15 protein-coding genes and 1 tRNA gene are annotated in these 16,798 nt (G+C 62.3%); 1 reads left to right on the forward strand and 15 read right to left on the reverse strand.

Annotated features, from left to right (window positions below; all coding sequences use genetic code 11):
• Window positions 1-243 precede the first annotated feature (243 nt).
• The 9 genes from ACWNC0_RS13870 to ACWNC0_RS13910 form a co-directional block, all read right to left on the reverse strand.
• Window positions 244-1,545 carry an MFS transporter gene (locus ACWNC0_RS13870; RefSeq protein ID WP_449472327.1) on the reverse strand — a complete coding sequence of 434 codons (1,302 nt, stop codon included), beginning with the start codon at window positions 1,543-1,545 and terminating at the stop codon, window positions 244-246.
• On the reverse strand, window positions 1,542-2,168 hold the full coding sequence (locus ACWNC0_RS13875; protein ID WP_449472328.1) for a retropepsin-like aspartic protease family protein: 627 nt from the start codon (window positions 2,166-2,168) through the stop codon (window positions 1,542-1,544). Before ACWNC0_RS13875 ends, ACWNC0_RS13870 begins: the two co-directional genes overlap by 4 nt.
• 4 nt (window positions 2,169-2,172) lie before the next feature.
• On the reverse strand, window positions 2,173-2,958 hold the full coding sequence (locus tag ACWNC0_RS13880; RefSeq protein WP_449472330.1) for an MBL fold metallo-hydrolase: 786 nt from the start codon (window positions 2,956-2,958) through the stop codon (window positions 2,173-2,175).
• The gene (locus tag ACWNC0_RS13885) at window positions 2,955-3,743 is read right to left on the reverse strand and encodes a TatD family hydrolase (protein ID WP_449472332.1); all 789 of its coding nucleotides are present in this window, start codon (window positions 3,741-3,743) and stop codon (window positions 2,955-2,957) included. Before ACWNC0_RS13885 ends, ACWNC0_RS13880 begins: the two co-directional genes overlap by 4 nt.
• 3 nt (window positions 3,744-3,746) lie before the next feature.
• Window positions 3,747-5,309 (reverse strand): methionine--tRNA ligase, encoded by a 1,563-nt coding sequence (gene metG / locus ACWNC0_RS13890; RefSeq protein WP_449472334.1) that lies wholly within the window; start codon window positions 5,307-5,309, stop codon window positions 3,747-3,749.
• Between the two features lie 44 nt (window positions 5,310-5,353).
• Window positions 5,354-6,325, reverse strand: a complete 972-nt coding sequence (locus ACWNC0_RS13895; RefSeq protein ID WP_449472336.1) for an AAA family ATPase — start codon at window positions 6,323-6,325, stop codon at window positions 5,354-5,356.
• Window positions 6,322-6,948: a dTMP kinase gene (gene tmk, locus ACWNC0_RS13900; protein ID WP_449472337.1), complete on the reverse strand. Its 627-nt coding sequence runs from the start codon at window positions 6,946-6,948 to the stop codon at window positions 6,322-6,324. The genes ACWNC0_RS13895 and tmk overlap by 4 nt, the downstream gene beginning before the upstream one ends.
• Complete coding sequence (locus tag ACWNC0_RS13905; protein WP_449472339.1) at window positions 6,945-8,108, reverse strand: D-alanyl-D-alanine carboxypeptidase family protein; 1,164 nt, start codon at window positions 8,106-8,108, stop codon at window positions 6,945-6,947. Before ACWNC0_RS13905 ends, tmk begins: the two co-directional genes overlap by 4 nt.
• A gap of 114 nt (window positions 8,109-8,222) precedes the next feature.
• On the reverse strand, window positions 8,223-9,269 hold the full coding sequence (locus ACWNC0_RS13910) for a lytic murein transglycosylase (RefSeq protein WP_449472341.1): 1,047 nt from the start codon (window positions 9,267-9,269) through the stop codon (window positions 8,223-8,225).
• A 198-nt stretch (window positions 9,270-9,467) separates the two neighbouring features.
• On the opposite strand from ACWNC0_RS13910, the gene ACWNC0_RS13915 reads away from it, so the two are divergent.
• A tRNA-Ser gene (locus tag ACWNC0_RS13915) sits at window positions 9,468-9,555 on the forward strand.
• Between the two features lie 16 nt (window positions 9,556-9,571).
• Here the strand turns inward: ACWNC0_RS13915 and ACWNC0_RS13920 are convergent.
• From ACWNC0_RS13920 to ACWNC0_RS13945, 6 genes are all read right to left on the reverse strand, one after another.
• Window positions 9,572-10,096: a hypothetical protein gene (locus ACWNC0_RS13920; protein ID WP_449472343.1), complete on the reverse strand. Its 525-nt coding sequence runs from the start codon at window positions 10,094-10,096 to the stop codon at window positions 9,572-9,574.
• Window positions 10,097-10,515: 419 nt separating this feature from the next.
• On the reverse strand, window positions 10,516-10,824 hold the full coding sequence (locus ACWNC0_RS13925) for a formate dehydrogenase subunit delta (protein ID WP_449472344.1): 309 nt from the start codon (window positions 10,822-10,824) through the stop codon (window positions 10,516-10,518).
• Window positions 10,825-10,828: 4 nt separating this feature from the next.
• The gene (gene fdhF, locus ACWNC0_RS13930; protein ID WP_449472346.1) at window positions 10,829-13,675 is read right to left on the reverse strand and encodes a formate dehydrogenase subunit alpha; all 2,847 of its coding nucleotides are present in this window, start codon (window positions 13,673-13,675) and stop codon (window positions 10,829-10,831) included.
• Entirely contained in the window at window positions 13,672-15,249 is a 1,578-nt protein-coding gene (locus ACWNC0_RS13935) for a formate dehydrogenase beta subunit (protein WP_449472347.1), read from the reverse strand. Before ACWNC0_RS13935 ends, fdhF begins: the two co-directional genes overlap by 4 nt.
• Entirely contained in the window at window positions 15,246-15,698 is a 453-nt protein-coding gene (locus ACWNC0_RS13940; protein ID WP_449472349.1) for an NAD(P)H-dependent oxidoreductase subunit E, read from the reverse strand. The genes ACWNC0_RS13935 and ACWNC0_RS13940 overlap by 4 nt, the downstream gene beginning before the upstream one ends.
• A gap of 89 nt (window positions 15,699-15,787) precedes the next feature.
• Window positions 15,788-16,693 (reverse strand): LysR family transcriptional regulator, encoded by a 906-nt coding sequence (locus tag ACWNC0_RS13945; protein WP_449472351.1) that lies wholly within the window; start codon window positions 16,691-16,693, stop codon window positions 15,788-15,790.
• Window positions 16,694-16,798: the final 105 nt, after the last annotated feature.

The raw sequence follows: 16,798 nt of genomic DNA on the forward strand, positions 1-16,798 counted from the left end.
TGAAATCAAGAAGGAAGTGGCGAGAAGATAGAGTTTTGGTTGGGGGAAGGCTATCCCCTCCGAACTGATATTTGTACGATAATATATATTATGTTAAATATCAATTGGGGTGGCCGTTCCGTAGCGTACCCAGATGAGGCAATTAGAGGCAATTAGAGGCAATTAGCAGCTGTCACCGATAGTCACCTGTCACCGAAAGGTGAACGCCCCTCATATCAGGCGATACCAAGAACGCCCCGCATATCAGTCTTCCAGGATTTGGCTGTGGCGGCGGGTGTCGGGCATTTTGATGTAGATGATCAGCGATATGGCGATCATGACGCTTACATAGATGTAAAATGCCTGTTCGATGCCGATCTGCTTGAAATAGAGCGCCACGAATTCGGCCGTGCCGCCGAACAATGTATTCGCCAAGGCATATGGCAGCGCGACGCCTAGGGCGCGGATATGGGCCGGGAAAAGCTCCGCCTTCACGACGGCGTTGATCGATGTGTAGCCGGTGACGATAATCAAGCCTGCCATCACCAGCAGGCCCGCAATCACTGGATCGCGAGTGACGGCAAGTGTGGCGAATATCGGATAGGTGAATAGCAGGCCCAGGATGCCGAAGCCGGTCATTAAAGGCTTGCGCCCGATCCGGTCGGAGAGCGCGCCAGCAAGCGGTTGCAGAGCCATGAAAAAGAACAAGGTTATCCCATTGATCTGGGACGCTGTTTCCCGACTTAGGCCCGACGTGTTCACCAGGAATTTCTGCATGTAGATCGAATAGGCATAGAAGGCGATCGTGCCGCCCGCCGTGAGCAGCATCACGGTCAGCGTTTCGCGAGGATGCTTCGTGACAAGCTCGACAAAACCGGATCGCGGTGCTCCTTCGACTTTCGCTACATGAAAGCTTTGCGTTTCACTGAGCCCACGGCGCAACCAGAATACGATCACGGCGAGGGCGCCGCCAATCAGAAAAGGTATCCGCCACCCCCATGCGTCAAGCTGCGCAGTGGTCAGCACGCCTTGAAGGATGAGCAGCACGCAAATTGCCACAAGCTGCCCGGCGATCAGCGTAACATATTGAAAGCTTGAGAAGAAACCGCGCCGATCGCGCCCCGCCATTTCAGACAGATAGGTCGCGCTGGCACCATATTCGCCGCCGATCGAAAGCCCCTGCATCAGGCGTGCAAGGACGAGCAGCAGGGGTGCCCCTACCCCGATCACATCATAGCCTGGCGTCACCGCGATGAGCAGCGAACCCGCGCACATGAGCGCAACGGACAGGGTGAGACCGCTCTTGCGTCCATGCCGGTCGGCATAAATGCCCATCAACCAGGCACCGATCGGCCGCATCAGGAAGCCCACGGCGAATATCCCGGCAGCGCTTAAAAGCTGTGCGGTGCGATCTTCGCTTGGGAAGAAATGCGGCGCGAAATAGAGGGTGAAGGCGGCATAGGCGTACCAGTCATACCATTCCACCAGATTGCCCGTAGAACCGCCGACGATCGCCTTCAGCCTTTCACGCTGGGTCGGTGCGCGCAGCGCCAAGGTTGCCGTCATGGATTTAGCACCATCTCACCATTTTCGACGCCCCAGCTTTTGAGCCGGGACAGCATGTTCATCCCTATGACGTTCACCTCACCAAAGGCGGGCGATATGACGATAGGCAGATCGCTCGACCGGATCGGGCCGATGGCCAAAGTGGAGATGGAGGAACGCTTGGCGTCAATCTGACCGTTCGCGGTCATCATCGACACGCCCGGTGCGTTCAGGTCAAAATTGAGCCCGGCCGCACGAGCGGAGGGGACGGAAAGGGCCGTTATGCTGGCGCCGCTGTCGATGAGGAAACGGGTGGCGGTGCCGTTGACCGTTCCTTCGACCCAGAAATGGCCATCAGGTGCCATGGGAATGCGAAGTGCCTGACCTTCGGCGCGGGCAGGAGGCGGTGTTGGCGGCGTTTTCTGCGAAACCGGCCCTGCCCCTTCCCCAGACATTCGGGCGGAGAAAAGTCCGGCTTTCTCACCAATTTTGAACAATCCCAGCAGGGCCGCAAATATGGCGACCCAGACCAGTGCAAGGCGCAGCATGCCAGCCATGGGCATGCGTCGAGCCAGCAAGGCGGAGCCGACGAGAACAAGCGCGAGCACATACCAGATGCTGGAAGCCGCCTGATCCCCATTCATGCCGTCAGCCCCCTTCCCCGTTCAGTTCGATGCACATGCCATCATAGCCGGGCTCCACGCCGTCCGGCAGCGTTTTCAACAGGGCCGCATAGTCCATGCTTTGATCCATATGCGTAAGGATGGCGCGGCCGGGACGGACGGCCGAGATGCCGTCGAGGGTCAGGGCCAAGTGCGGATGGGTCGGATGCGGCTTTTCCCGCAGGGCATCGACAACCCAGACGTCCAACCCGTCGTAAAGGCTGATCATGTCGGCCGTAAGATCATGAAAATCAGTGGCATAGCCTATCGAGCTTCCGCCCGATGCGAAGCGAAAGCCGGTCGAGTAAATCTCGCCATGGGGTTGGTCCGTGCAAGCGATGTCGATGTCACCGATGCGCAGGCCATCGGGCAGCACATGCAGCTCTATGGTCGGATGATAGCCCTGCCGTCCTTCAAAGGCGTAGGCGAAGCGTTCCTTCAGAAGTTTGAGCGTCTGGCGGCGGGCATAGCCCGGCACGGGCGTGCGGCGGTGGTGGTAAAGCTGGCGCACGTCATCGATGCCGTGACAATGATCGGCATGGTCGTGGGTCCAGAGAATGGCATCGATATGGATGACATTGGCGGCCAGCAGTTGGGCGCGCATGTCTGGCGACGTATCGATCAGGAGGCGCGTGGTGGGGCTTTCCACCAGGATCGATGCTCGTGTCCGCCGGTTTTTTGGCTCGTTCGGATCGCAGCTGCCCCAGTCATTGCCGATCCGGGGGACGCCCGATGAGGTGCCACAACCCAGGATGGTGAGCTTAAGGCTCATGCGTTTTGCGCTGCTCCGGTCTTGCTGAACAAGTTGTGGAAGTTCGCTGAGGTTGCGGCGGCCAGTTGCTCGAAGCTTTCGCCGCGCAGGTTTGCCAGAAAGTGTGCGGTGTCGGCGACGAATGCCGGTTCGCAGGACTTGCCACGGTGGGGCACGGGCGCGAGGAAGGGGGAGTCCGTTTCAATCAGCAGCCGGTCTAGCGGCAGACGGGCAGCGGTTTCCTGAAGATCCTTCGCGCTCTTGAAGGTCACGATGCCCGAAATGCTGATGTAGAAGCCGAGGTCCAGGGCCGCGTCGGCAAAGGCTCCGCTGGCGGTGAAGCAGTGGATGACGCCGGGATAGGCCCCCTGCCCCATTTCCTCGCGCAGGATGGCGAGGGTATCCTCCTCGGCATCGCGGGTGTGGACGATGAGCGGAAGGCCGGTCGCGCGGGACGCAGCGATATGGGCGCGGAAGCTGCTTTGCTGCCGGGCGCGGTCGCTATGATCGTAATAATAGTCGAGGCCGGTTTCCCCGATGCCGACCACGCGAGGGTGGGCAGCGCGTTCGATCAGCTTGGCGGTGTCGATGTGGGGATGCTCGTCGGCCTCATGGGGATGGATTCCCACAGTTGCGTAGACATCGGGTTCCTGTTCGGCTGTTGCGAGCACGGCGTCCCATTCGCTTTCGCGGGTCGCGATGTTGAGCATCAGTTCGATGCCAGCGGAGCGCGCGCGTTCAAGCACATTCTGCTGATCTTCGATCAAGCCTTTGTAATTCAAGTGACAATGGCTGTCGATCAGCATGGGTCAGGCGTCCGCTTCGGTGAGTTCGAGGCGCGGGAAGAGTGGCTTGGGCGCGGCGAGCGTGAACCCGCTGGCGCGGAGATCGGCGTAGGTGTTGCTGCCGATCGCTTCGTAGGTCCGGCTCGTCTGCGGAACGCCCATCTGGTCGAGCAGCGCGGTGGCGCTGGCCGGGATCACGGGCTGAATGATGATGGCGAGGTTGGCAATGGCTTCGTAGAGCGTCGCCAGCACCGCTTCCATCCGCGCCGGGTCAGTCTTGCGCAAGGCCCAGGGCGCCTGCGCATCGATATAGGCATTGCAGGCGAATACCGCCCGCATCCATGCTTCGATAGCCGTGGAAGGCGCGAGATCGGCCATGGCGGTCTGGAACGTCTGTGCGGCGTCGCTGATAGTTTTTAGCAGATCATTGTCGACATCCTGCGGCGCGGGTTCGGGCAAGCGACCTTCGAGATTCTTGGCGATGAAGCTCAGGGTTCGCTGCGCCAGATTGCCGAAGCTGTTGGCCAGGTCGCTGTTCGACCGGGCGACGATCGCCTCTGCGCTGTAGCTGCCGTCATTGCCGAAAGTGACTTCGGACAGGAGGAAATAGCGGAGTTGGTCCACGCCGAAACGCTCGGCCAATTCCATCGGGTCGGCGACGTTGCCGACCGACTTCGACATCTTCTCACCCCGGTTGAGGAGGAAGCCGTGACCGAAGATCTGCTTGGGCAAAGGCAGCTTTGCACTCATCAGAAAGGCTGGCCAGTAAACAGTATGAAAACGCACGATATCTTTGCCGATGATGTGCGTTATGTCGCCGCCTTCTGACCAGTAGCGCGCCATGCGCTCGGCGTCGTCGGGATAGCCGCAGCCGGTCAAATAATTGGTGAGCGCATCGACCCAGACATACATGACATGGCCGTCGCTACGGGGCACCTTGACGCCCCAGTCGAAGCTGGTGCGCGAGACGCTGAGGTCGGAAAGGCCGCCTTCCACGAAGCGCATGATTTCGTTGCGACGGCTGTCGGGCTGAATGAAGTCGGGCTGGCTGTTGTAGAGGTCGAGCAGCTTTTGCTGATAGGCGGACAGGCGGAAGAACCAGCTTTCCTCGACGGTCCATTCGACCGGCGTGCCCTGAGGCGAGAGCTTTTCGCCCCCTTCCCCATCGACCAGTTCCTTTTCGTCGTAAAAGGCTTCGTCGCGGACGGAGTACCAGCCTTCATAGCGGCCGAGATAGAGGTCGCCATTGGCCTCCATCGCCTGCCAGATGGCTTGGGATGCGCGGTGATGGTCAGGCTCGCTGGTGCGAATGAAGCGATCATAGCTGATGTTCAGCCTGTCGTTCATATCCTTGAAATAGCCGGACATTTCATCAGCAAGCGCGCGCGGTTCGATGCCGCGCGTGCGGGCGGCCTGATCCATTTTCAGGCCATGCTCGTCGGTGCCCGTCTGGAAAAAGACGTCGCGGCCCATCATCCGCTGGAACCGGGCGATCGCGTCGGTGGCGATCACCTCATAGGCGTGGCCGATATGGGGGCGGCCGTTGGGATAGCTGATGGCGGTGGTGATGGTGTAGGGCTGCGACATGCGCCTTCCCTAGCCGCTGTTAGGGCGCGCGCAAAGCCTGCTTTTCAACGCTGATCCGGGGCGAGTGCGGCGACGTGGCCGGCGAGTTCGAAAGCGACGGCTGCGGGGTCGAGCGAGAGGATGATGGCGCCGCTGGCGAGTTGGCGCGCGGCTTCCCAGTGGTCCAGTGCTGTGCCGAGCGCCGGGCCGCTGCGCTGGCGGGCGGCGTCGGCGATGAAGGCGGGGACGCGTTCGAGGAAGGCTTCATAGCGCGGGCGCGCGGCTTTTCCCGAGAGCTGCTTTGCGAGGATGAGGCGGTGGCGGTTGCCTGGGTCGCCATCGGCTGCGATCGCGCGGAGCATGCGGTCCAGGTCGGTTACGTCGAGGCCCGCGTAGCGCAGGGCCTTCCCGGGCGCGCCCTCTCCCAGGGCGGCGAGCGCCTCTATGTCTGCGGGTGGCAGGTCGGGCTGCTCCCGGCGCAGGATGGTGCGCATCGCCTCGCCGTCGAGCGTGTCGAAGCGCAGGGTGCGGCAGCGCGAGCGGATGGTGGGCAAGAGGCGGCCGGGCGCGTGGCTGACGAGGAAGAAGAGCATGTCGGCGGGCGGCTCTTCCAGCGTTTTGAGTAACGCGTTGGCGGCGCCGCGTTCGAGGTCGTCGGCGCTGTCGATGACGACGATGCGGCGTTGGGACAGGGACGGGGCGGACTGGACGAGGCGCTGGAGGCCGCGCACCTGATCGACGGAGATGTTGCGGGCGGTGCCGGTTTCTTTTTCCAGGCAGTAGAGTTCGGCGTAGTCGGGATGGGCTTCGGCTTCGATCAGCTTGCGGATGGGGTGATCGGGGGGGACTGACAGGTCTTCCCCGTCGGGCGCGGGGCCTGCTGCTTCGGCGAGGAGGCGAAGGGCGAGCGCACGGGCGAAGCTCGCCTTGCCGATGCCGCGCGGGCCAGCGAGGATCCAGCCATGATGCATGCGGCCACTGCGGGCGGCGGCGAGCAGCATGTCGGCTTGCGCGTCATGGCCGAGGATGGTGGTCATGGCAGCAGGTCGTCGAGCGCTGCGAGGAGGCGCGAGGTTACGGCTTCGGGGTGGCCCGATGCATCGACGGTCCGGATGCGGGCGGGGTCCTGATCGGCGAAGCGGGTGAAGGCGGATGCGACATTGGCGTGGAAGGCTGCGTCGCGGCCGCCGATGCGGTCGGCTGCGTCTCCGTCGCGGGACCAGGCGCGCTGCTGCGCCTCGGCTTCGGGGAGCGTGAGGAAGAAGGTGCGGTCGGGGAGGAAGTCGGCGCTGCCGATGCGGTGGAGGGTCAATATGTCGGCGTCGGTGAGTTCGCCCATGCCCTGATAGGCGCGGCTGCTGTCGAGGAAGCGGTCGGACAGCACCCATGCGCCGCGATCCAGCGCGGGGCGGATGGTTTTTTCGATATGATCGGCGCGGGCTGCGGCGAAGAGGAGCGCTTCGGCGCGCGGGCTCCAGCGGTCGGCGGCGCCGGTGAGAAGAAGCGCGCGGATGGCTTCCGCGCCTTCGCTGCCGCCGGGTTCGCGGGTTTCGACGACTTCCAGGCCCTTCGCGCGCAAGGCGGCAGCGAGGGCGCGGAGTTGCGTCGATTTACCGGCGCCCTCCCCGCCCTCCAAAGTGATGAATCGGCCGCGTGTCACCCGAAGAAGGACTTCAGGCCGTTCCAGAGGCGACCGAAGATGCCTGCTTCGGACACTTCTTCACCCGCCACCAGAGGCAGGACCTGCGGCGGGGTGTCGGGGGTGGAGACGATCAGTTCGGCGATCTTCTGCCCCTTGGCGATCGGCGCCTTGATCGGGCCGGTATAGGCGACCTTGACCGAGATGTTGCCCGACGCGGTGCGGGGCATCGTCACGGCCATGTCCTGCGGCGCAACGAGAGGCACGCTGGTGGCGCCGCCGAGCTGAACTTCGGCCGTTTCGACGGTCTGCCCCTTCTTGAAGAGCGGCTGCGCTTTCCACGCCTTGAAACCCCAGTCCATGAAGCGGACGGATTCGGCGATGCGGCCATTGTAGGTCGGCAGGCCAGCAACGACCATGACGAGGCGGCGGCCATCCTGTTCGGCTGAGCCGGTAAAGCCGAAGCCCGCTTCCTCGGTATGGCCCGTCTTGAGGCCGTCGGCACCAGCGATCTTGCCGAGGATCGGGTTGCGGTTCGCCTGCGCGATGTCGGAACCGCCCATGGTCTTGCCCCAGGTGAAGGCGCGGGTGGCGTAGAAGCGCTTGTAGAGGTCCGGCGTTTCTTCGATCGTGGCTTCGGCAAGAAGGGCAAGGTCTTCGGCGGTCACATAGGTAACGCCTTCGTCCGGCCAGCCGTTGCTGGTGCCGAAATGGCTGTTCTTGAGGCCGAGGCGCTTGGCTTCGTCATTCATCTGCGCGACGAATGCCTGCTCCGTTCCGGCGATCCCTTCGGCCAAAACCACGCAGGCGTCATTGCCGGACAGGGTCACGATGCCGTGGAGGAGATTTTCGACCGACACCTGCTCGCCCGCCGACAGGAACATGGTCGAACCGGCCGCGGGGCCGTGCCACTGCTTCCAGGTTTCGGGGCGGACGGTGAATTTCGTGTCGAGCTTCAGGTCGCCCTTCTGGATCAGGCGGAAGGCGACGTGCGCCGTCATCATCTTCGCCATGGACGCAGGCGGCATCCGCGTTTCGCCGCCCTTGTCATACAGCACGGCGCCCGACGACAGATCCTTCATGTAAGCGATGGGCGCCTCACTGGTGTAAGGAGGCGCGGCAGCCGTGAGAGGCTGCGCCAGCAATCCGACGAAGAGGATGGCGGCTAGTGACTTGTTCATGAGGACTGCCTTCGCACTGATGGATTCGGGTGATGAGAATGCCCTGCCCCTGTCATTAGCCATGACAGACACATTCTCAAGAGGGCTGGCGCAACAGGTGACGCGGCAGCGCCCTTATTGCCTGACGGCGTCGGCGAGCAGCCCGACGGACAGGGCGTAGAAATTCGAGCAATTATAATCGAGGATCGCCCGATAATTGCTGGTGAGCAGATAGGCGGTCTTGCCCGGACCATCGGGTTCGAGCAGCGTCGCCAACACTGTATCCGCTGGCCAACTGCCGCCCGCCGGAACGATGCCCCGGCTGCGCCATTCGGCCATCGTCAGCCAGCGGCTGTGCCGATTGAATACGCGCAGGCAGCGTGCGGGCGCGGTGCGGGCGGCAACGCTCGCCCGGTTGAACCCGTCTGGCACCGAAACGGCCACGCCCCAGGGCTGGCCACGCCGCCAGCCTGCGTTGACGAAATAGTTGGCGATCGAGGCCAGCGCGTCGGCTTCGCTGTTCCAGATATCGGCGCGGCCGTCGCCGTCGCCATCCTTGGCCAGACGCAGATAGACGCTGGGAAGAAATTGGGGATAGCCCGTCGCCCCTGCCCAACTGCCGACCAGGCGGCTGCGGGGCACGCCATTGTCCAGCATCTTGAGCGTCGCCAGCAATTCCGGTTCGAACAGGGTACGGCGGCGGCCCTCATAGGATAGCGTCGCAAGCGATCGGATGAGGTCGAAGTCGCCGGTATAGGAACCATAATTGGTTTCATGGCCGTAGATCGCGACCATGATTTCCTCAGGCACGCCGGTTTCCGCCTCTATCCGGGCAAGCCGGGCGCGGTTCGCCTGATAAGCGGTGCGGCCACGACTGATGCGCGCGGCATCGACATGCTGGCGCCGATAGGGTTCGAAATTGGGAATAGGGGAATAGGCCCCTCCCCCCGGCTGATTCTGATCCAGTTGGACAACCCGTGGGTTCGGCGTGAGCGTGGGGAAGACGGAATCCAGTGTTGAAGAGCGGATGCCCATCGCCTGCGCCTTTGGCCGCAGCGTTTCCAGATAGCTGCGGAAACCCGCGTCCTGCGCCATGTCCTGCGTCATGCCAGCCCCCGCCATCAAGCTGCCCGCCGTGACGACGGCAAGACGCAGTAGAAGCGAGTGAATGGTTGAACGCATTAGAGAATCTCCCTCAGCCCTTTGTGGCACAGCGACAGCAGGAGGCGAAATCCCCCTTGTCGCTTCCGTTCCCACAAGAACGCGTCGAAAGCGGATTTTGGTCATTTTACGCTTGGCATGACGCAAAGCTTCGCTAGGAAGCGAGCGGACGGACAGGTGGCCGAGTGGTTTAAGGCAGCGGTCTTGAAAGTTCACCTCGGAAGGGTGGCAGAGTGGTCGATTGCAGCGGTCTTGAAAACCGCCGATGTGCAAGCATCCGTGGGTTCGAATCCCACCCCTTCCGCCAGCTTTTAGTGTGCAGGCTATCCTGCGTAGACAAAATATACCTTTCCACGCGCTGGATCGATGATCGTTACGCTGCCCCCACGACGATATGAATAGAATGATCCCGGTTTCCGAATCGCGCGATTAGCTTCGTCATCGCGACCTTTTCCAATCGGAATAGAGAATCCATATTTATCGAGATACTCGGCGATGGTGGCCGGATGCCTATGCTTGTCCACCTCGCTATCGTAGTGATGCCAAGTGTTTCGCGCTCCACTATCGTCAACGGGCGTCTCGTGCCAACTTTTTGCCCCACCTGGCAACGCTTGACCTAGCCGTGCTCCTTTACTGCGCGCCCATTGGGTACTCGCCTCGGTAAGTCGATAGACGACAAAGCCGGTTTCATTGTCACCCGGCAAACCGATGCCGCCGAAGGAATCTTCGAGGCGGTATTCAATCCACGCGACATGCAGCGGGGCTGGAACCCTCGCTAGGACAAGGCGAAGCTCATAGGCTTTAAATAGGAGATAGGGCGATGTCACAACCAATAGTCCGGCCAGCACTATCGCGATGCGCCTAATCCGCTGTTCAGGAGATGTGCTTCGCCACCTCTTGCGGAGTAGAAAGAGAACGGCGCCAATGAGCGCAACTGGCGTCAACAGGACCAAGATGATCCCAAGAAATATGGAAAAGCCAAACACGCGGCGGGTTGTAGGCTCATAACTTTACCAAATCATGGATTTGGTAAAATCTTCGGACGATTCAGTGCGCATATGCTAGCGCCCATACACCACCCTGGTTCCACTCGCGGAGATGATCGAGGATCAGCGGGAAGTCCTTAGCCAGCTCACCTTCGAAGCCAAGGTGGCATAATGAGATAGGTGACTGGCACAAAACCGTTACCAGTCCAGTCTCACACCACGCCCAACCTCGTCGCATGCCAGAACAGATGATCCGCCAGACGCCGCCTGCATGTCGCGTTTCAGCCTGCGTCGGAGCGACCAGCTTCGTTCACGTTGTTAAACTCCGTAGCGCGCGTCTGCGGCGGTGGCGGGCCTGCGACGCGCAAGAGAGTGATCGCCCTGGCGGCAACCGGAGCGAATGTCGCTTCCCCCTTCTCGTGTAGAGCGAATATCTGCGTCCGCATTCGCGGTTCCCAGAATTTGGCGATGTGATCGGCGACTGCCTGTGCCGCATTCTCTTCGCCCATGGTCATGAAATTTCTGGCGATCTGGTTGGCCATATAGACCAGCCTGTCCTGATTGGACATCATCGAGTGGTCTTTAGTCATGCCGTCATTCCGCTGCGTGGATCATGTCGATGCGCCGGCTATGCCGGGCTTGCGCGTCATAGCTTTTCTGCCAGTCGCTGGGTCCGTTGGATGCGGACACCTGCACCGCCGTCACCTTATATTCCGGGCAGTTGGTGGCCCAGTCCGAATAGTCGGTGGTGATGACGTTCGCCTGCGTTTCGGGATGGTGGAAGGTCGTATAGACAACGCCCGGTGCTACCCGTTCGGTCACCAGCGCTCGCAGGGTGGTTTCCCCTGCCCTGCTGCGGAGCGTTACCCAATTTCCGTCCTTAAGGCCCCTGTTTTCCGCGTCGCTGGGATGGATTTCCAGTCGGTCTTCGGGATGCCAGGCGGCATTGGCGGTGCGGCGGGTCTGCGCGCCGACATTATATTGGCTAAGGATGCGCCCTGTGGTCAGCAGTAGCGGGAAACGTGGGCCGGTCTTTTCATCGGTCGGCACATAGTCGGTGACGACGAACTTGCCCCTGCCGCGCACGAAACCGTCTAGATGCATGGTCGGCGTGCCGTGAGGAGCCCGGTCGTTCGCGGGCCATTGCAGCGATCCCTCTGCGTTCAGGCGGTCATAATGCACGCCCGCGAAGGTCGGGGTGAGCGCGGCGATTTCGTCCATGATCTGCGCCGGGTGGCTGTAGGTCCAGCCCAATCCCATGGCGTTGGCGACCAGTTGCACGATCTCCCAATCTTCATAGCCGTTGAGTGGCGCCATCACCTTGCGCACGCGCTGAATGCGCCGTTCGGCATTGGTGAAGGTTCCGTCCTTTTCCAGGAAGGTGGAGCCGGGCAGGAAGACATGCGCGTAATTGGCGGTCTCGTTGAGGAAGAGGTCCTGCACTACGACGCACTCCATCGCCGCCAGTCCGGCCGCAACATGGTGCGTATTGGGGTCGGACTGGAGAATGTCCTCGCCCTGGATGAAAATGCCCTTGAAGGTGCCGTCGGTGGCCGCATCCAGCATGTTGGGGATGCGCAGCCCCGGTTCAGGGTCCAGCGCCACGCCCCAGCTTTGTTCGAACAGCGCGCGCGTGGCATCGTCGGAAACGTGGCGATAGCCGGAAAATTCGTGCGGGAAGCTACCCATGTCACAGGCGCCCTGCACATTATTCTGCCCGCGCAGTGGGTTCACGCCCACGCCCTCGCGCCCGACATTGCCGGTCGCCATGGCAAGGTTGGCGATCGCCATGACGGTCGAGCTGCCCTGGCTATGTTCCGTGACGCCGAGGCCGTAATAGATCGCGCCGTTGCCGCCGGTGGCGTAGAGGCGAGCGGCGGCGCGCACATCCTCCGCCTTTACCCCCGTCAGCGGCTCGATCGCTTCGGGAGAACGGGCTGGCTGTGACACGAACTCGGCCCATTCGGCAAATTCGTCCCAATCGCAGCGCGCGCGAATGAAGGGTTCATCGTACAGCTTCTCGGTCACGACTACATGAGCAAGAGCCGTCAGCATGGCGACGTTGGTGCCCGGGCGCAGCGGCAGATGATGTTCCGCCTGAACATGGGGGGACTTCACCATATCGATGCGACGCGGGTCGATGACGATCAGCTTGGCGCCCTGCCGCAACCGCTTCTTCATGCGCGAGGCAAATACGGGGTGGCCGTCAGTCGGGTTGGCGCCGATGACGAGGATCACGTCGGACTGCATCACGCTGTCGAAATCCTGCGTCCCTGCAGAGGTGCCGAAGGTCGTGCTGAGTCCATAGCCGGTCGGCGAGTGGCAGACGCGGGCGCAGGTATCGACATTGTTGTTGCCGAAACCCTGGCGGACGAGCTTCTGGACGAGGAAGGTTTCCTCATTGGTGCAGCGGCTTGACGTGATGCCGCCGATGGAGCGCGTACCATATTTGGCCTGGATGCGGCGGAATTCCGCTGCCGTGTGGGCGATGGCTTCGTCCCACGATACCTCGCGCCAGGGCTGGTCCACGGATGCGCGGATCATGGGGTTGAGTATCCGGTCCTGATGCTGGGCATAGCCCCAGGCGAACCGGCCCTTGACGCAGCTATGGCCGCGATTGGCCTTGCCCTCTTTCCACGGCACCATGCGCACCAGCTCCTCACCACGCATTTCCGCGCGGAAGGTGCAACCGACGCCGCAATAGGCGCAGGTGGTGACGATGGCCCGGTCGGGCGTGCCGACCTCGACCACTTTCTTTTCGATCAGCGAGGCGGTGGGACAAGCTTGCACGCAGGCGCCGCAGGACACGCATTCGGAGCCCAGGAAATCTTCGCCCTGCGACGCAGAGACTTTCGATCCGAAGCCCCTGTCCTCGATAGTCAGCGCGAAGGTGCCCTGCACTTCTTCACAGGCGCGCACGCAGCGGGAGCAGACTATGCATTTGCTGGGATCGAAGTCGAAATAGGGGTTCGACTGGTCCTTGGCCTGCCCTATATTGGTTGCGCCGTCATAGCCATAGCGGACCTCGCGCAGCCCCACCGCACCGGCTTGATCCTGTAATTCGCAGTCGCCATTGGCGGCGCAGGTCAGGCAGTCGAGTGGATGGTCGGAGATGTAAAGCTCCATCACGCCCCGGCGGAGCTGCTTCAGCCGATCGCTTTGGGTGCGAACCACCATGCCTTCGGCGATGGGCGTGGTGCAGGATGCCGGATAGCCGCTGCGCCCTTCCACCTCGACCAGACACAGGCGACAGGAGCCGAAACTCTCCAGATTGTCGGTGGCGCACAGTTTAGGAATGGAGCAGCCGGTCAGCGAGGCGGCGCGCATGATGCTCGTGCCCTCTGGCATGGTGACGCGCTCGCCATCTATTGTGAGCGTGACGGACCTGCCGTTGGCTATGGCTGGCGGGGTGCCATGATCGGCTTCGCGGGTGAAGGTCATTCCGCAGCTTCCTTTGCAGGCGCTGGCGCGCCAAAGTCCTCAGGGAAATGGTCGAGCGCGCTCAGCACCGGATAGGGTGTGAACCCACCCAGCGCGCAGAGCGAGCCATATTTCATCGTATCGGCCAGGCCGCGCAGCAGTTGCAGATCCTCGTCCACGCTGCGTTGCATGGCACCGGGCGCTCGTGAATAGAGCGCCTTGTCCAGTCCTGGCGAAATGGAAGGGTTGGCAGGGGGCGGCCCCTCCGCCCTGCGGGTCAGCAGCCGATCCATGATCTCTATCCCGCGTGTCGATCCGATCCGACAGGGTGTGCATTTGCCGCAGCTTTCGACCGAACAGAACTCCATGGCAAAGCGCGCCATATGCGCCATATCGACGCTGTCATCGAAGACGGTGATGCCGGCATGGCCGATCAGCCCGCCAGCTTGCGCAAAGGCTTCATAATCGAACGGCAGATGGAACATCGATGGCGGGAAGTAAGCGCCGAGTGGTCCACCCACTTGCACCGCCCGCACAGGGCGACCGCTCGCCGTGCCGCCGCCAATGTCGTTCACCAACTCGCCAAGCGTTATGCCGAAGCCAATCTCATAAAGGCCGCCATGCTTTACATTGCCCGCGAGCTGCACCGGCATGGTTCCGCGCGAGCGGCCAAAGCCAACCGCCGCATAGGCCTCAGCGCCCTTTGCCAGGATGAAGGGCACCGCAGCTAGCGACAGCACATTGTTGATGACGGTCGGCTCACCAAATAGCCCCTGCAAGGCCGGGAGCGGCGGCTTTGCCCTCACCTGCCCGCGTTTGCCCTCGATACTGTCGAGCAGCGCTGTTTCCTCGCCGCAGACATAGGCGCCCGCGCCCTCGCGCACCTCCAGCGTGAAGGGCGTGATGAGATGCGCGCTGGCATCGATCGCCGCGCGCATGGTGGCGATGCTGTAGGGATATTCGCTGCGGATGTAGATATAGCCATGGGCCGCGCCGACGGCATGGGCGGCGATCGCCATCCCTTCGATCAGGCAGAAGGGATCGCCCTCCATCAGCATCCGATCCGCGAAGGTGCCGCTGTCACCTTCATCGGCGTTGCAGACGATGAACTTAGGCGCGCCCGGCGCATCCAGCACCGTCTGCCATTTGATCCCGGTCGGGAAACCGGCGCCGCCGCGCCCGCGCAGCCCTGACGCCTTGACCGCATCGACCACTTGCTGCGGAGGCATGGCGCGAGCCTTTTCCAGCCCCTTCCAGCCATTATGGGCCGCATAATCGGTAAGGCTGAGCGGATCGATGATACCGCACCGCGCGAAGGTAAAGCGTTGCTGACCAGCGAAGAAGGGCAAATCGTCCACCTTGCCCAGCCTGGCAGGATGCGTGCCGTCCAGCACCGCCGCGACATCCTGCGTCCCGACCGGCCCATAGCCGATACGGCCCCCGTCAGTCTCCACTTCGACCAATGGCTCGATGGAAAACAAGCCGCGCGATCCAGTGCGCACCACTTCGCACCCTGCCTGCGTGAAGCCGCGCGCGACTTCGTCGGCGCCGAGCGCGACGGAGGCCATATCTCGGCTGATGAAGACCCGGCTCATGCCGCCATCTCCGCCGCGATCCGCTCCAGGGCTTTGGCATCGACCCCTGCAACCGGTCGGCCGTCCACCAGCGCGTTCGGGCCGATCGCACAAAGGCCCAGGCAATAGACAGGCTCCAGGCTTAGCTGACCATCAGCCCGGGTCTCCCCCATGGCGACGCCCAGAATTTGCGCCGCCTGATGTTCGATCGCCGCGCCGCCGCGTGATTGGCAGCTTTCCGCGCGGCAGAGCTTCACAATGTGGCGGCCGGGCGGAACACGGCGAAAATCATGGTAGAAGGTGATGACGCCATGCACGTCCGCGCGGGTGAGGTTCAACGCCTGCGCAATTATCGGGACCTGCGCATCGTCGATATAGCCCGCCTCGTTCTGCACCGCATGCAGAAGGGGCAGTAACTGGTCGCGCGTGGCGCCGTGACGCGCGGTCCAGCTTTCGATAAATGCTTCCATCCTGCCCTGCCTGCAACTTCGTTCCGTCCATGGTGCAGGGCCAACCGGCTCGGGTCAAATTGAAGCCCCTAATGGATGATAGAGATACTCTATGAAGCGGCGCGATACCCGTTGGGCAAGCGCAGGTCGCGCGCGACGCTGAGGACCGCTTGAGCCAACGGTCCCATCGGTGCACGATCCGACACTATGACGCCCACGCGACTGCCTTCCGCCGTAGCGGGCAGCGGATAGGTGCGCGCCCAGGCCAGCCCCTCCAGCAAGGTCGCATGATTTTCCGGAATGATGGAACAGAGCCGCCCCTGCTGCACGAGGCCGAGCAGTGCGACATAGCTGTCCGCCGTGACCACCGGGCGCAGGGCAAGCCCGCGTTCAGCCAGACGCGCGTCCAGGATACGCCTGTTCTGCATGCCCTGATGCAACAGGCACAGCGGCAGGTCCGCAAGATCGGCCCAGTCCAGCGGATCGGGTATCGGAGCGCAGCCGACCGCACCGATGAGGATCGCCCGCTCTGTATAAAGGGGCACTGACAAGGCGTGGGCCGGTGGCTCGAAATCGAGATAGGTGATCCCGGCGTCCAGTTCGAACGCAGCAAGGCCCCGCTCGATCTGCCGGGAAGTGAGCGCGCGGACGGAGATGTTAAGGCCCCGATGGCGCTCCAGCATGGCTTCGGTGAGATGGCCGATCACCGGCATGGCAGCCGGGATCGCGCCCAGCCTTAATTCGCCTTTCAGCGGACCACGGGCCGTTTCCGCCGCGTGACCAAGGGCTTCGGCAGCAGCGATCAATTGACGTGCCCATGGCAGGATAGCCTCTCCCTCAGCCGTCAAACCCACATATTTGCGATCGCGCCGGATCAGCCGCTTTCCCAGCTGCGCTTCCAGTGACGCGATGCCCACGGACAGCGTGGGTTGCGAGACATTGCAGTAGGAGGCGGCGCGCGCGAAATGACCTTCGCGCTCTAACGCCAGGAAATATTCTACGAGGCGCGTCTGCATGCTGTCATCTACACTGGATCGGGCGGAAGTTCATAGAGCGAAACTATGGTAGCCTTTTGAAGGGGAATGGGGCGAGAATTCAGCCGCGTGATCGATCCTGTCGAT

Source organism: Sphingobium chungangianum (genome assembly GCF_977014255.1).

Bases quoted from the DNA above. Each gene is read 5' to 3' on its own strand.
- ACWNC0_RS13870 (WP_449472327.1), bottom strand. From the start codon at position 1,545: ATGACGGCAACCTTGGCGCTGCGCGCACCGACCCAGCGTGAAAGGCTG.
- ACWNC0_RS13875 (WP_449472328.1), bottom strand. From the start codon at position 2,168: ATGAATGGGGATCAGGCGGCTTCCAGCATCTGGTATGTGCTCGCGCTT.
- ACWNC0_RS13880 (WP_449472330.1), bottom strand. From the start codon at position 2,958: ATGAGCCTTAAGCTCACCATCCTGGGTTGTGGCACCTCATCGGGCGTC.
- ACWNC0_RS13885 (WP_449472332.1), bottom strand. From the start codon at position 3,743: ATGCTGATCGACAGCCATTGTCACTTGAATTACAAAGGCTTGATCGAA.
- metG (WP_449472334.1), bottom strand. From the start codon at position 5,309: ATGTCGCAGCCCTACACCATCACCACCGCCATCAGCTATCCCAACGGC.
- ACWNC0_RS13895 (WP_449472336.1), bottom strand. From the start codon at position 6,325: ATGACCACCATCCTCGGCCATGACGCGCAAGCCGACATGCTGCTCGCC.
- ACWNC0_RS13905 (WP_449472339.1), bottom strand. From the start codon at position 8,108: ATGAACAAGTCACTAGCCGCCATCCTCTTCGTCGGATTGCTGGCGCAG.
- ACWNC0_RS13910 (WP_449472341.1), bottom strand. From the start codon at position 9,269: ATGCGTTCAACCATTCACTCGCTTCTACTGCGTCTTGCCGTCGTCACG.
- ACWNC0_RS13925 (WP_449472344.1), bottom strand. From the start codon at position 10,824: ATGACTAAAGACCACTCGATGATGTCCAATCAGGACAGGCTGGTCTAT.
- fdhF (WP_449472346.1), bottom strand. From the start codon at position 13,675: ATGACCTTCACCCGCGAAGCCGATCATGGCACCCCGCCAGCCATAGCC.
- ACWNC0_RS13935 (WP_449472347.1), bottom strand. From the start codon at position 15,249: ATGAGCCGGGTCTTCATCAGCCGAGATATGGCCTCCGTCGCGCTCGGC.
- ACWNC0_RS13940 (WP_449472349.1), bottom strand. From the start codon at position 15,698: ATGGAAGCATTTATCGAAAGCTGGACCGCGCGTCACGGCGCCACGCGC.
- ACWNC0_RS13945 (WP_449472351.1), bottom strand. From the start codon at position 16,693: ATGCAGACGCGCCTCGTAGAATATTTCCTGGCGTTAGAGCGCGAAGGT.